This is a genomic window from Plesiomonas sp., assembly GCF_051652165.1.
GTDB lineage: Bacteria > Pseudomonadota > Gammaproteobacteria > Enterobacterales > CAMTGL01 > Plesiomonas.
On record NZ_JBOFTR010000002.1, the window covers coordinates 102,571 to 117,864 of the forward strand.

The following is a 15,294-nucleotide window of genomic DNA, read 5'->3' on the forward strand; positions in this document are numbered from 1 at the left end:
CACTATTGAACACAGGGATGAGAGTCATGGCAAAGTACCGTTCAGCAACCACCACGCACGGGCGTAATATGGCCGGAGCCCGCGCCTTATGGCGGGCAACAGGGATGCAAGAGAGTGATTTTGGTAAGCCGATTATTGCCGTTGTGAACTCGTTTACCCAGTTTGTACCCGGCCATGTCCATTTGCGTGATATGGGCGCACTGGTGGCCACTGAAATTGAAGCTGCTGGCGGTGTCGCAAAAGAGTTCAACACCATTGCGGTGGATGACGGTATCGCGATGGGGCATGGCGGCATGCTGTATTCACTGCCCTCACGTGAGCTGATTGCCGATTCGGTCGAGTATATGGTCAATGCGCATTGTGCCGATGCCATGGTCTGTATCTCGAACTGCGATAAGATCACGCCCGGCATGCTGATGGCGGCATTGCGGCTGAATATTCCGGTGATTTTTGTCTCTGGCGGGCCGATGGAAGCGGGAAAAACCAAGCTCTCGGATCAGATCATCAAACTTGATCTGGTCGATGCCATGATTCAGGGCGCTGATCCCAAAGTGTCTGATGAGCAAAGTCTGCAAGTTGAGCGCTCCGCATGCCCGACTTGCGGCTCGTGCTCAGGCATGTTTACCGCCAACTCAATGAACTGCCTGACCGAAGCACTGGGGCTGAGTTTGCCGGGGAATGGTTCACTGTTGGCGACCCATCTTGATCGTAAACAGCTATTTTTGGAAGCCGGACGGCGGATAGTCGCGTTAACCAAACGCTACTATGAACAAGATGATCTCAGTGCCTTGCCGCGTAATATCGCCAGCAAAGCCGCTTTTGAAAATGCCATGGTGCTTGATATCGCCATGGGTGGCTCAACCAATACCGTCTTGCACCTGCTGGCTGCTGCGCAGGAAGCAGAAATCGATTTTACGATGGCCGATATTGACCGTTTGTCGCGCCATGTTCCGCATCTGTGCAAAGTTGCGCCGAGCAGCCAGAAATACCACATGGAAGATGTGCACCGTGCGGGTGGCGTGCATGGCATTTTAGGTGAGCTTGACCGTGCCGAACTGCTCAACCGCGATGTCTGTAATGTGCTTGGGCTAAATCTGACCGAAACACTGGCACAGTACGACATTATGCAGACTGACGATCAGGCCGTGCATACCCGCTACCGTGCTGGCCCTGCCGGTATTCGCACCACTCACGCCTTCTCGCAAGAGTGCCGCTGGCCACTGCTCGATCAAGACCGTGAACACGGTTGTATCCGTGCTATTGCGCATGCTTATAGTCAAGATGGCGGCTTGGCGGTATTGTCGGGCAATCTGGCAGAAAATGGCAGCATCGTGAAAACCGCCGGCGTGGATGCCGATAACCTGCTGTTCCGTGGTCCGGCGCGTGTTTTTGAGAGCCAAGACAGTGCAGTAGAGGCGATTTTAGGCGGCGCGGTACAAGCTGGTGATGTGGTGGTGATCCGCTATGAAGGTCCAAAAGGCGGGCCGGGCATGCAAGAGATGCTCTATCCCACCACCTATTTAAAATCAATGGGGCTGGGAAAAGCCTGCGCCCTGATTACGGATGGCCGTTTTTCGGGCGGTACATCGGGTCTATCTATCGGTCATGTTTCACCGGAAGCGGCCAGTGGCGGCACGATTGCACTGGTGGAAGAGGGCGATCTGATAGCCATTAATATTCCACAGCGCAGTATGGTGCTAGAGGTCAGTGAGACCGAGCTGAATGCACGCCGCAGTGCAATGCAGGCGCGGGATGCGCAGGCTTGGAAGCCGCTTGATCGCCAGCGCCCTGTTTCAATGGCGCTGCGTGCCTATGCCAGCCTTGCCACCAGTGCTGATCGTGGAGCGGTGCGTGATCGCAGCAAACTTGAGGATATGTTCTGATGTCTGACTCAGCGCCCCTTAGCGGGCAACCCTGTGCTGCTGAATATTTACGTGCCGTGCTGCGTGCACCGGTTTATGAAGTGGCGCAGGTTACGCCCTTACAGCCGATGAGCAAATTATCCGCCCGCCTTGGCAATACTGTGCTGGTAAAGCGTGAAGATCGCCAGCCGGTACACAGCTTTAAATTGCGTGGTGCTCACGCAATGATTGCGGGGTTAAGTGCAGAACAAAAAGTGGCCGGTGTCGTGGCCGCCTCTGCCGGTAATCATGCGCAGGGAGTGGCGCTATCGGCCAGCAAGCAGGGAGTGAAATCTCTGATTGTAATGCCGCGTACGACCCCTGAGATTAAAGTGGATGCCGTGCGCGGGTTTGGCGGTGAAGTGCTGCTGCACGGCGCAAACTTTGATGAGGCGAAAACCCGTGCCATTGAACTGGCCGAACAGCAGGGGCTGACGTTTATTCCGCCGTTTGATCACCCTGCGGTGATTGCCGGACAAGGCACACTGGCACTGGAGTTATTGCAGCAAGATGCCCACCTTGATCGCATTTTTGTGCCCGTTGGTGGCGGCGGTTTGGCCGCTGGTGTGGCGGTGCTGATTAAGCAATTGATGCCGCAGATTAAAGTCATTGGCGTTGAGGCAGAAGACTCCGCCTGCCTGCATGCTGCATTACAAGCCGGCCAGCCCGTTGATCTGGCACGGGTTGGCATGTTTGCTGATGGGGTTGCCGTCAAGCGCATAGGTGATGAAACCTTCCGGTTGTGTCAGCAATATTTAGATGATGTGATTACTGTTGATACCGATGCAATTTGTGCGGCAGTCAAAGATTTGTTTGAGGATGTACGGGCAGTGGCAGAACCCTCAGGCGCACTGGCGCTGGCGGGGCTGAAAAAATATGCGCAGCAGCATCAGTTACAGGGCGAGCGGTTGGCGCATGTGCTATCAGGGGCAAATCTTAATTTTCATGGCCTGCGCTATGTCTCCGAGCGTTGCGAGCTTGGTGAACAGCGTGAAGCACTGCTGGCGGTAACGATTCCTGAGCGTAAAGGCAGTTTTTTGCAGTTCTGCCAACTGTTGGGCGGCCGTTCAGTCACCGAATTTAACTACCGATATGCTGATCCGGATCGGGCGGCGATTTTTGTCGGGGTTCGGCTGACCCGAGGTCTGGCCGAGCGTGAAGAGATTGTGCAAGAGCTGCGGGCGGGGGGCTATGATACGGTTGACCTCTCTGATGATGAAGTGGCTAAGTTGCATGTACGCTATATGGTGGGTGGTCGTCCGGCACAACCGTTAACCGAACGGTTATACAGTGTGGAGTTTCCTGAGTGTCCGGGGGCGCTGATTAAGTTTTTGCAGATGCTCGGTACGCGATGGAATATCTCGCTGTTTCACTACCGCAATCACGGTGCCGATTATGGTCGGGTGCTGACGGCGTTTGAGTTGCAACCCGACGATCAGAGTGCGTTTGATCAGCATCTGAATGAGCTAGGTTATGTCGCGCATGATGAAACGGATAATCCGGCATTCCGTTATTTTCTGGCCCGTTAAGATCAATGATTAACATCAATCGCTAACATCAGCTTGTTAACCTTAGCTGCTTACTTTGTAGCGGTTCGGGTGGGGGTTTTCCTCACATTATTGCGGTTATAGCATCTGCCAGAATGCGGCAATTAGCGGCTCATGTAGCCGCTTTTTCTGGGTGCAGACCCCCAGATCAAGCGGTGCAAAACCGCTGATATCTCGCCGCTCTATCCGATCACGCACTGGGCTGTTATCCACCACCACCGTTGGCATGGCTGCGACACCGCAACCGAGCGCCACCATTGAGACAATCGCCTCGTGCCCAGATACGGTCGCATAAATATGCGGATGAGTAATCTGTTGGGCGCGCAACCACTGTTCAATTCTGCGTCTGGCTGGACCATGTTCGGGCAGAATAAACGGGATCTGCGCCCACTCAGGCTGTGTCTGAGTAGCTAACTCACGCACTCGACAGGGAATGGTCGGAATAATCAGTGCCAGTGCAATTTCCCCCAGCGATGTAAATGCAGCAGAGGTTGGCAATGGCTCAGGGCGTGCTGCAATGGCCAGATCAGCGTCATCCCCCAAAACTTTGCTGATTGCATCGGCAGCATCACCGGTGGTCAGTTTAATGTCTACTTTTGGATAGCGGGCGCGAAAACGGTCGAGGATCTGCGGCAGGTGGCTGTATGCGGCAGTCACCGAGCAAAATAGCCGCAGCTCACCCAGCAAATCATCGGCCTGCGGGTGGACGCTGGTGTGCAGCTGTTGCCACTGCTGCAGAGTCTGTTCGGCAAAACTGCGCATTTTTAACCCGGCATCGGTCAGCGTGACGCTACGGTTATCGCGTACAAACAGCGGTTGCCCAAGCTCCTCTTCTAAACGCTGGATCTGGCGTGATAAGGTTGAGGGGCTAACATGGCAAGCCTGCGCACTGCGGCCAAAATGGCAGCTATTGGCAAGGTGTAAAAATAGCTTTAAATCGCGTAAGTCCATGCGCGCCTCGTGGTCAGATTTCCTTCTGATACCGATAAACTGCGGTGCAGTTCATGTTTCATATCCTGCAATATGGTCTTGTTAATATATCAATTTAAGCAATGCGCGTCTTAGCCTACTATCAAAACAGTAGCGTCAAAAATAGTCGGGTGGAAATCACACCCTAAAGCGTCTGTAACGCCACATAACATGCTTGCACTAAAAACTACTGAATGCGTGTGGGCATGTTGGTTTAATAAAAAAATTTTTTCACCTGACGGTGACAGCCACAGAGCGCTAAATACAGAGAAAAAAGAGAGTATTAGCGCAAAAGGTTAGCCAGTCAGGTTCAACGGAATAATCGGTCAGAGTAAGGGAGCAACACATGACAAACTACTTTAATACCTTGAATTTACGCCAGCAGTTGGCACAGTTAGGCAAATGTCGTTTCATGCACCGCAGTGAATTTGCCGAAGGCGTCAGCTATCTGCAAGGCAAAAAAGTGGTGATTGTTGGGTGTGGCGCGCAAGGGCTCAATCAGGGCCTAAATATGCGCGATTCAGGGCTGGATGTGGCCTATGCACTGCGTGATGAGGCAATTGCCGAGCAGCGTGCTTCTTGGAAACAAGCTACTGCGAACGGTTTTACCGTTGGCACGTATGCGCAGTTGATCCCACAGGCGGATTTGGTGGTTAACTTAACACCGGATAAACAGCACTCAGCGGTGGTGCAGGCGGTGATGCCGTTGATGAAGCAAGGGGCTGCACTCGGTTATTCACACGGATTTAATATTGTCGAAGTGGGCGAGAAAATTCGTGCTGACCTCACCGTGGTTATGGTGGCACCAAAATGTCCGGGCACTGAAGTGCGTGAAGAGTATAAGCGTGGTTTTGGTGTGCCAACGCTGATTGCGGTTCACCCAGAAAATGATCCACGTGGCGATGGCTTGGCGATTGCAAAAGCGTGGGCAGCGGCTACGGGGGGTGATCGTGCTGGTGTGCTGGAGTCCTCTTTCGTCGCAGAAGTTAAATCTGACCTGATGGGTGAACAGACTATTTTGTGCGGCATGTTACAGGCCGGTTCACTGATCTGCTTTGATAAGTTGGTGGCAGAAGGCACTGATCCTGCCTATGCCGGAAAGCTTATTCAGTTTGGCTGGGAAACCATCACCGAAGCGTTGAAACAGGGCGGGATCACATTGATGATGGATCGCCTGTCAAACCCTGCAAAGCTGCGTGCGTTTGAACTGTCTGAAAGCATGAAGCAGAGCCTGCGCCCGCTGTTTGAAAAGCATATGGACGATATCATCTGTGGTGAGTTCTCAGCCGGAATGATGGCAGATTGGGCTGAAGATGATATTAAGCTGCTGACATGGCGTGCAGAAACAGGGTTGAGCGCATTTGAAAACTCGCCACAATTTGGCGGAAAGATTGAAGAGCAAACCTATTTTGATCAGGGCACGCTCATGGTAGCCATGGTGAAAGCGGGTGTTGAGTTGGCGTTTGAAACCATGGTTGCATCGGGCATTTATGATGAGTCGGCCTATTATGAATCACTGCACGAGTTGCCGCTGATTGCCAACACCATCGCCCGTAAGCGCCTGTATGAAATGAATGTGGTGATCTCAGACACGGCTGAGTACGGTAACTATCTGTTTGCCAACGCTGCCGTGCCTTTACTGCAAGCGACGTTGCTGCCGCAGTTGCGTGCCGGTGATTTGGGGCAAGCGGTTCCAGCCTGTGCGGTAGATAATGCCCGTTTACGTGATGTGAATGATGCGATTCGCCAGCACCCGATTGAAACTATCGGGCAGACACTGCGTGGCTATATGACTGATATGAAACGTATTGTGGTTGCCGGTTAATTTTTCGGTATACAGACCTTTTACAGACAAGGCTTTTTTATCGCTAACTTCATATGCAATACTTTGTATAAAAGACAACCCAGCGTTCGTGCTGGGTTTTTTATGCTCTTTTGCGGGTTGATAGAGGGAAAACTGCGGGTTTTCCGTGATCCAGCACTCTTCTTGTTGGTCAACAATTGCTGTTGTACTGGGTTGGCGGTATGCTCAGAGCGTTAAATTCTCAGGGCGGGGTGGAAGTCCCCACCGGCGGTATCTGTAGGCAATTTAAATTGCACTACAGCAGCCCGCGAGCGTTTGTCATCGTGTGAATCATTATGGCAAAGTCAGCAGATCCGGTGAGATGCCGGGGCCGACGGTTATAGTCCGGATAGAAGAGAGTAACGACACTGACGGGTTATTCGGATAAAAATCGCTGGCGCATGTCAGGCTGACTTTTTATCGGGAAACCGTACCCAGCTGTTCGGCTGCCACCGGTGATCGCTTCAGACAGAATGTTGCTGTGCTGCAATGTATCCCTTGTTTGAACGTCGATTGTCGGTTTGTTGCAGTAACTCCTCTTGTTGTGCCCTGATTCTGGTAATCCATTACAGTGTATTAAGGACGTTTTTTACCATGAATCAGTCACTGCTTAGTGCTTATGGCTCCCCCATTGAACGTGTTGAACGCGGTTTAGCGGCATTGCGTGCCGGTAATGGTGTGTTGGTGTTAGATGATGAAGATCGTGAAAATGAAGGCGATCTGATTTTTTCGGCCGAGACGATTACCCCTGCGCAGATGGCGCTGACTATTCGTCATGGTAGTGGCATTGTGTGCCTGTGTATTACCGAAGAGCGCCGTCAGCTATTAGAACTGCCGATGATGGTTGAGGTCAATTCAAGCCAAAATCAGACCGCATTTACGGTGACGATTGAAGCGGCTGCCGGCGTGACTACCGGTGTTTCCGCGCAAGACCGTGTGACAACGATTCGTGCAGCGATTGCGGATGACGCACAGCCACAGGATATTCACCGCCCAGGGCATGTGTTCCCGCTGCGTGCACACAGCGGCGGCGTACTCGCACGCCGTGGCCATACGGAAGCGACCATTGATCTGATGCAACTGTCCGGTTTTAAACCTTATGGTGTGTTGTGTGAGTTGACCAATGATGACGGCACCATGGCGCGTATGCCAGAAGTGGTTGAGTTTGCTAAACAGCATGATATGCCAGTTCTGACGATTGAAGATTTGGTGGCGTATCGTTTAGCGCAGCAAATCGAGGCATAATTTTGCCACGGCATTCGCTGCTGAGCTGGCCGCGCAGAACTCACTGCGCGGTCAGTTGTTTTTATACTCTTAATTTTACCGACACTTTTTGTGGATTTAGACCGGATTCGGCTCTGTTTTCACCGGTAAAAAGCGTGCAATATCAACCTCATCAATCTGCTCTGGGCGCATGTACCGACAGGCATAATCTCGCCAAATCCCACTTTGTAAGAACAGCGTAAATAGCTCGGCATCTAAGTGCTGCCCTTTGACCATACCCGCCATAATGCCAAGTGATTCAGTCAACGTTTTTCCTTTTTTGTAAGGGCGATCAACAGCCGTTAGTGCTTCAAATACATCAGCAATTGCCATCATTCGGGCTGTCAGGCTCATCTGCTCTTTTTTCAGACGGCAAGGGTAGCCGTTGCCATCAAGACGCTCATGGTGGCCACCGGCAATCTCAGGTACATGCGACATGGTACGGGGGAACGGCAGTGTTTTGAGCATCACGATGGTTTGGACAATGTGCTCGTTGATCTTATAACGCTCTTCATCGGTCAGCGTACCACGCCGGATTGAGAGGTTGTAGATCTCTCCGCGGTTATACAGGTATTTCGGCTCTTGCATCTGGAAGCCATGACCTTCTGGTAGACGATCTCGTGCCTCGCGGTAGAAGATGTGATCTTCGCGATCAGCCAGCAGAGGTTCCCACACTGGCAGAGAGGGTTGTTCTACCCGCGCTTTACGTTGCTGCTCTTCGTGCGATAAGCCAACCCGATCATCAAGTGTCCGCAACCAGCGGCGCTCGGCAATTTTATTGATGCGCGCCAGCCGCTCATCAGACATAAATTCACCGCCAACGTTTGATTCAGCCAAAAACAGGAAGTCATCATCGAGCTCACTAATCTGCTGCTGATATAACGCCTCAATGTGTTCGTTAGGAATCCCCTTAAGTTGTTGCTCAAGCGCGCTGATTTTGGCATCTCGCTTGAGCACTTCAATACGCATTCTAATTTCATTGAGACGGTCGTACATGGTTTCGAGCTTGGTAGCTTTATCCACCACAAATTCAGGGGTGGTGACTTTACCGCAATCATGTAACCAACTGGCGATATGCAGCTCTTCACGCTCATCATCACTGAGCGTAAAATCAGCAAACGGCCCGCTTTGTGCTTGAACGGCAGCTTCAGCCAGCATTTCGGTAATTTCTGGCACGCGCTGGCAATGGCCACCCGTGTAGGCACTTTTTGCATCAATTGCGCCTGCCATCAATTGGATGAAGGCATTGAGTAGATTTTTTTGCTCTAGCAGTAATCGCTGCGTTTCAACAGAAACGGATAGGCTACCGGCAAGTGCTTCCACTAATTTTAGTTTCGCCGGTTCAATCAGTTGGTGAGTACTGTGTGGATTGAGTAATACTAATAGGCCAATAAGCTGATTATCTCGGTTACGCATAGCAACCATTACAGCGTCTAAATCACCCAACTGTTGTGTAAAACCGGCTAACTCTACGATGGTGCTATCATCAGTTAGATGCTGATGAACAACATGCCCTTGCAGTGCCTGCTGCAAGGCTGCGTGTTTCATACTCGGGATATGAATGGTTGGGATATCCTGCAGCGACTGCGGCTGACCTTGCCACTGCCACAGTGCTGGTGTCAGGGTGATGCTATCACGGTCGGGCAGATAGATAACCCCGCCTTCCATATCCACCAATTTAGTCGTTTCCTGCATTAAGCGTGAAAGTAGGGTGGTGAAATCACGTTCGGCAGCCAGCGAGTTACCAATATTCAAAAACTGTTGGATAGTGCTACGCATCTGGCTCATGGTGCGTGCGAGTGCATCAATTTCCAGCACGACAGAGTTAATGGGTTTAGGGGGTTCAAAGTTAAAACGGCGGATTTGTTCGGCTTCTTGCCGCAATTGGCGTAGCGGGCGCGAGATGCGATAAGAGATCCACCAGACAATGGGCAATGCAGTAAATAGCACTAAGATAGCAATCAGGGTTGATTGATTCCGAATTTCAATAGAGCTGGCAAGCAGTACGGCAGAGGGGGTCGCAATGGCTAACCGGAAAACACCTTGTGAGTTTTTGATAGGAATAACCGAGCCAAACCACATCTGCCCCATACTTTCAAATTCAAGGTTATGGCTTTTGGTGTAGGGCTGCCCTTCTACTTGCCGCAAGAGCTTTGATAAAGCAGGGTTTGGCAGTGTATCTATTGAAGACATACTGATTTTACGATCAGCATTCATACGAAAAACTTCACGTGGGTCGAGGCTGGCAACCACTTTATTTTGTGGGTTAATCAGCGCCATTTTACTGCCTGCAGGGAGTTGTTGCTCTTTAAGTAGATCACTGAATGTTTTTAGTGAAACATCAATACCAATAACACTACGATGATTTTGTGCTGCACGGCTAATAGTGGTACCAATTTCGCGGGAAGCAGCAAACACATACATTGGGGCCATTTGTAACCCCGGTTTTTCTATAGATAATTTATACCAAGGGCGTACACGCGGATCGTATAAAAACTCAGGGGTATCAACGCTGCGCAATAGGTTAAGATTGTAGTCAAAGTAGAGGTAGTTTCGCCGAACGGTATTACCCTCATGATCCACACTTTGTACTATCCATGCCGTGCCTTCTGGGGCATTCCACTCGTTGAGTGCATGCTTTGCGACTCGGCGCATCAAGAACATATCACCGTCTGTGTATCCGCAGTAAACGGCATTGGCATACGGGCTACTGAGTAGGATCTCACGCAAACGTGGCAGTGAATCAAAACGCTGCTCTAGCGTTGAAAAGGTGGTAATAGGCATGGTGGTCAGTAAGTTAACTGCAACCCCAAGTGAGCGGGTATTTAACTCTAGCTCTGATGCAGCATTATCACCAATGTAGTTATATAAGATATGTGTATTTTCAATATTGAGTTTATTGGTGCGATAGTAATTAAAACTTATCAGCACTATCCCAATGAGAAATAGCAGTAGACTAAATAAGCTGGCTATCTGAATTTGTAGCGGATAGCGCCTGTTACGCCAAATTGAGGCCATCGTCTTTATTCTCATTATTATATCTATCGGAAAATACGTTGGCCGTTAACGGTGTTATGTATAACGGCCTTAATGAGAAAATGTAGTCACGAATTGCGTTTTTTGCCGTAATATTTTCTTGAAAATTACGCTATACATCGAGGTGGCACAGCATATTTTCTTAATTAAACAAAGTGTTATTGTTAATACAGTGCCATGATTTACAGCAGGGCTAAACTGATTCCCATAACAGCCATTCCGCACAGTACGCCGTGGCTAGGGTTAGTTTTAGGGTCAATCTCTTTTGCCAACGGCATTAATTCATCCACAGACAGTGCCACCATAATGCCTGCTACTGCTGCCATAATCATTGCCATACCCATAGGGTTAATATGTTCACCAAACACAAAAGCGGCCAATAATCCCCCTATAATTTCAGCAACACCGGATAATCCTGCCCAAAACAGTGCTTTTCGTTTTGAACCTGTCGCGGCGTATACCGGTGCTGCAACGGCTAATCCTTCAGGAATATTATGAATGGCGACTGCCAATGCAATACCTAAACCTAACTCAAGGTTAGTGCTGGCTGTAACATAAGTGGCAATGCCTTCTGGGAAATTGTGCAGGCTAATACCTAAAGTCAGTAAAATAGCCGCACGCTTAATGTCTTTTGGTGGACGCGGTGCACTGTGGTCATGGTTGTTAAGCATTAAATCATGGGCATGATCATGTGGCAGTAAGCGATCAAGTGCAAAGTAACCTAACAACCCAACAATAAATGCACCATAACCTGTCAGCGCACTCACACCAGGAGTTGCCAGTGTTGCAGGTAGCATCTCCATTAATGCGATTAACAGCATAATGCCAGCAGCAAAGCCAAGTGAGAAACTCAACACGCGGTTTGATGGCTTACGCCCAATAACACCGCCAATTGCACCGATAAAGGTCGCACTACCCGCTAAAATTGTCAGTATCAGTGCTGTTGACATAAGAATATCCCACCGCTTTTAATTGATAATGATTATCATTTCTTTTTTTATTGTAGCGGGTTTTAATAAAAAATACAGTCTGTGTGATAGATAATATCAATAGGAATTAACAATCGATAAGGTGTGAGTTTTCTATTTTGTTTTTGCATTTAATCACGATAGCGTACGGAACAATAAAAACAGCGCAGATAAAAGAGGGGTTTGCGCTGTTTTGAACATGGCTTAACTGACAGTGGTTATTCGTTTTTATCGTCGAACGTTTGACTAGCAGTAGGTTGAGCCATTAGGCGAGCTTCTAGTTCTGCTAAACGAGCTTCACAGTGAGCCAGTTTTTCACGAGTACGCAATAAAACCTGTGTTTGCACATCAAACTCTTCACGACTAATCAGATCTAAGCGGCCAAGCTGTGCTTGCAGAGTTTGGCGGATTTTTTTTTCAGCCTCTTCACCGAACTCGCGAATGCCTTTTGGCATCGATTCGTGAACTTGGCGGGCAAGTTGCTCAATTTTTTTTGGATCAATCATTAACGTTATCCTCCGAAAGTGCACTGTGCATTGTACGGCAAGCGCCGTGAATAGGTAATAAAAAAGGCCAGCGACAATGCGCTGGCCTGTGTGAGCAATACCACAGTTATGGCGGTTTAACCGCGTTTATTGTGGATCACGGCTTTCACGGTTTTGTTGGATAGCCGCACGCGCTTCATCAACCCGTTGTAACTTTTCCAGATCTTTATCTTCAACAAAGACAGGCAGTTGTTTGTGCTGGCTGGCTAAGAAGGTGTAGATAACTGGCAGTACAAACAGGGTAAACAGCGTACCGATAGCCAAACCTGCTACGATAACAATCGCCATACTGAAACGTGCTGCTGCACCCGGCCCTGAGGCGTACAGCAGTGGGATCAGACCGGCAATCATCGCCGCTGTGGTCATCAAGATTGGGCGTAAACGTACTTTTGCGGCCGCCATAACAGCGTCCATACGGTTGCGTCCATGCGTTAACTGCTCTTCTTTAGCCACTTCACAAATCAAAATACCGTGCTTGGTGATCAAACCCACCAAGGTGATTAGTCCGACTTGCGAGTAGATGTTCATGGTCGCAAAGCCCCAGGCCAATGCAATCAGTGCACCACAAATTGCCAGTGGTACAGAAACCATGATCACCAATGGATCGCGCAGTGATTCAAATTGAATAGATAGAACCAAGAAAATAACCGCCAATGCTAAACCGAAAGTCCCCATCAGGGCATTACCTTCGTTAACAAACTGACGAGATTCACCGGTAAAGTTATAGCTATAACCTTGTGGTAATTTCTCAGCGGCTTGGCCTTCAATCCATTTCACGGCATTACCCATTGTCACACCCGGTGCCAGTACTGCACTTAATGTGGCCGAGTTCATCTGGTTAAAGTGTGACAGTGATGGCGGTGCTGATTGAACCGTCATCTTCACAAAGTTGCTCAGTGGCACGGATTTATTGTCAGCGGCACGAACATACAACTGATTGAGTAAATCAGGGTTCAGACGGTATTTACGCTCAAGCTGCGGGATCACTTCATACGAACGGCCATACAGGTCAATTCGGTTGACATAACCATCGGTCAGCATAGTTGAGAGTGTAGTACCGATGCTTTGCATCGTCACACCATATGCCCCAGCTTTGTCTTTATCAATCTGGATATTGACAGTGGCCGAGTTAAAGTTCAGATCCATAGAGGAGTAAACGAACATACCGTTACTCTTGATCTGATCTAACATATCAGACGCAATCTGGAACAGGCTTTCAAAGCTGTTTGGTGTGGTAATAACAAACTGGAATGGCAGACCGCTTGATGCACCCGGTAGGGCAGGCATCTGGAATGCGGTGACTGACATGGCCGGTAAGTCTTTCACTAAACCTGTCACACGGTTAGCAACCTCTTGTTGAGACGCTTTACGCTCACTCCACGGTTTGAGTGTTGCCAGACCAAACGCCTGATTTGCGGTTGGAATACCTGAGAAAATTTGCGAGAACTGCACTTCTGGCTGGCTAGACAACACTTTGTTAACCGGAGCCATACTCTGCTGAATATAATCAAGGTTAGCATTTGAGGGGGCTGTCCCCATCAAAACCACCAAGCCGTTATCTTCATTCGGTGCCAGTTCGCTTGGAATGAATTTAAACAGCAGTGGCAGTGATAAGAATACCAATACCGCAAAAGCAATCACCACTGAACGATGCTGCATAATCGCATGTAAAACACGATCATAACGCTCAGTAAGATTATCCAGTTTCGTGTGTACAGTCAGTTCAAATTTACTTGGTTTTTCATTCGCTTTGAGGATATGCGCACACATCATCGGCGACAAGGTTAGCGCGATAATACCAGAAACCAATACCGCACCGGCCAGTGTCAGCGCAAACTCTTTAAACAGTGAGCCTGTTAAGCCACCCATGAGTGCAATCGGTGCATATACTGCGCCAAGTGTTAGCGTCATGGCGATAATCGGTACGGCAATTTCACGTGTACCAATGATTGCGGCACGGAACGGTGATTCACCCTCTTTAATATGCCGATCGACGTTTTCCAGTACCACGATCGCATCATCGACCACCAAGCCGATAGCAAGCACCATCGCGAGCAGTGTCATCAGGTTAATGGTAAACCCAAAGAACTGCATCATCATCGCCACACCAATGAGTGATAGCGGAATGGTAACAACAGGGATCAGTACAGCACGGAAAGAGCCGAGGAACAGTGTAATCACCACCAGTACAATCACACCCGCTTCGATAATGGTTTTTACCACTTCATCGATAGAGTCATTGATTGCGATGGTTGAGTCATACATCACATTCATCTTAATGGTGCTTGGCATGTTACGGGTCATATCCGGTAACAGTTTAAGCACATTTGCCGCAACGTTGATTGGGTTAGCCGATGGTGCGCCGTTAATTGCCGCAACAACTGCTTCCTGACCATTTGCAGAGGCGCGATACAAGTCATGGCTTTTTGCCATCGTGACTTTTGCAATATCACCTAAGCGGACAACTTGGCCATTTTTATTGCTGTTAATCACCAGATTTTTCATGTCAGCGACATTATCAACCTGGGTATCGGCATTCCCGTTATAAAATACGAAATCACCGTTTACTTGACCTGCCGCAGACTGGTAGTTGTTGGAGGTCATCACTTGTACTAAATCGCTTGATGTAATCCCAAATGCGGCCATTTTTGCCGGATTAGGCCATACACGCATCGCGTACTTTTCACCACCGTACAGGTCAACTTTTGCGACCCCATCGACAGTAAACAGCATTGGCTTAACAACGCGATCAAGGTAGTCAGCAATCTGGCTAGAGTTCAACTCTTTACTGGTAAAGCCTAAATAAAGAATACCGGTACTTGAGCCGGTTGAACTGGTAATCGTCGGATCTTGCGCCTCTTTTGGAATTTGCGAACGAACCGAGTTTACCTTTGCCAGAATATCTGACATTGCCGCATTAGGATCGGTATTCAACTTCATGTAAACCGTAATGGTCGAAGAACCCATTAGGCTGCTTGAGGTCATAAAGTCGATGTTATCCGCTTGCGCAATAGCTTGCTCAATTGGGGTGGTGATAAAGCCCTGAATCAGGTCAGCACTGGCACCGTAGTAACTGGTGCTGACCGTGATCACAGTATTGGTCATGTCAGGATACTGACGTACCTGCATTTTTAACAACGCTTGCAGGCCGAGCAATGCGATCAGAAAACTGATCGAAATCGCAAGTACCGGCCGGCGTATAAATATATCGGTAAAGCGCAT

At 49.3% G+C, this 15,294-nt stretch carries 9 protein-coding genes and 1 riboswitch; of the genes, 4 read left to right on the forward strand and 5 right to left on the reverse strand.

The features are described from left to right. Positions 1–26 precede the first annotated feature (26 nt). Both ilvD and ilvA read left to right on the forward strand, forming a co-directional pair. Positions 27–1,883, forward strand: a complete 1,857-nt coding sequence (gene ilvD / locus ACRC53_RS00830) for a dihydroxy-acid dehydratase (protein ID WP_438641690.1) — start codon at positions 27–29, stop codon at positions 1,881–1,883. Then, a complete protein-coding gene (ilvA, locus tag ACRC53_RS00835; protein WP_438641691.1) occupies positions 1,883–3,430 on the forward strand; it encodes a threonine ammonia-lyase, biosynthetic in 1,548 nt (515 codons plus the stop codon). The genes ilvD and ilvA overlap by 1 nt, the downstream gene beginning before the upstream one ends. A 96-nt stretch (positions 3,431–3,526) precedes the next feature. Here the strand turns inward: ilvA and ilvY are convergent, their stop codons facing one another. Then, complete coding sequence (ilvY, locus tag ACRC53_RS00840) at positions 3,527–4,399, reverse strand: HTH-type transcriptional activator IlvY (RefSeq protein ID WP_438641692.1); 873 nt, start codon at positions 4,397–4,399, stop codon at positions 3,527–3,529. A gap of 364 nt (positions 4,400–4,763) precedes the next feature. Between ilvY and ilvC the strand changes: the two genes are divergently transcribed. Next, entirely contained in the window at positions 4,764–6,242 is a 1,479-nt protein-coding gene (gene ilvC, locus ACRC53_RS00845) for a ketol-acid reductoisomerase (RefSeq protein WP_438641693.1), read from the forward strand. A 212-nt stretch (positions 6,243–6,454) separates the two neighbouring features. Beyond that, positions 6,455–6,625, forward strand: a riboswitch (FMN riboswitch). 229 nt (positions 6,626–6,854) lie between these two features. Continuing rightward, positions 6,855–7,505, forward strand: coding sequence for a 3,4-dihydroxy-2-butanone-4-phosphate synthase (ribB, locus tag ACRC53_RS00850; protein WP_438622598.1), 651 nt, complete (start codon positions 6,855–6,857; stop codon positions 7,503–7,505). Between the two features lie 96 nt (positions 7,506–7,601). Here ribB and ACRC53_RS00855 read toward each other — a convergent pair whose 3' ends face one another. From ACRC53_RS00855 to ACRC53_RS00870, 4 genes are all read right to left on the reverse strand, one after another. After that, positions 7,602–10,541: an HD domain-containing phosphohydrolase gene (locus tag ACRC53_RS00855; protein WP_438641694.1), complete on the reverse strand. Its 2,940-nt coding sequence runs from the start codon at positions 10,539–10,541 to the stop codon at positions 7,602–7,604. 200 nt (positions 10,542–10,741) lie between these two features. Then, a complete protein-coding gene (zupT, locus tag ACRC53_RS00860; protein ID WP_438641695.1) occupies positions 10,742–11,509 on the reverse strand; it encodes a zinc transporter ZupT in 768 nt (255 codons plus the stop codon). 236 nt (positions 11,510–11,745) lie between these two features. Continuing rightward, complete coding sequence (ubiK, locus tag ACRC53_RS00865) at positions 11,746–12,033, reverse strand: ubiquinone biosynthesis accessory factor UbiK (protein ID WP_438641696.1); 288 nt, start codon at positions 12,031–12,033, stop codon at positions 11,746–11,748. A 126-nt stretch (positions 12,034–12,159) separates the two neighbouring features. Beyond that, positions 12,160–15,294, reverse strand: a complete 3,135-nt coding sequence (locus ACRC53_RS00870; protein WP_438641697.1) for a multidrug efflux RND transporter permease subunit — start codon at positions 15,292–15,294, stop codon at positions 12,160–12,162.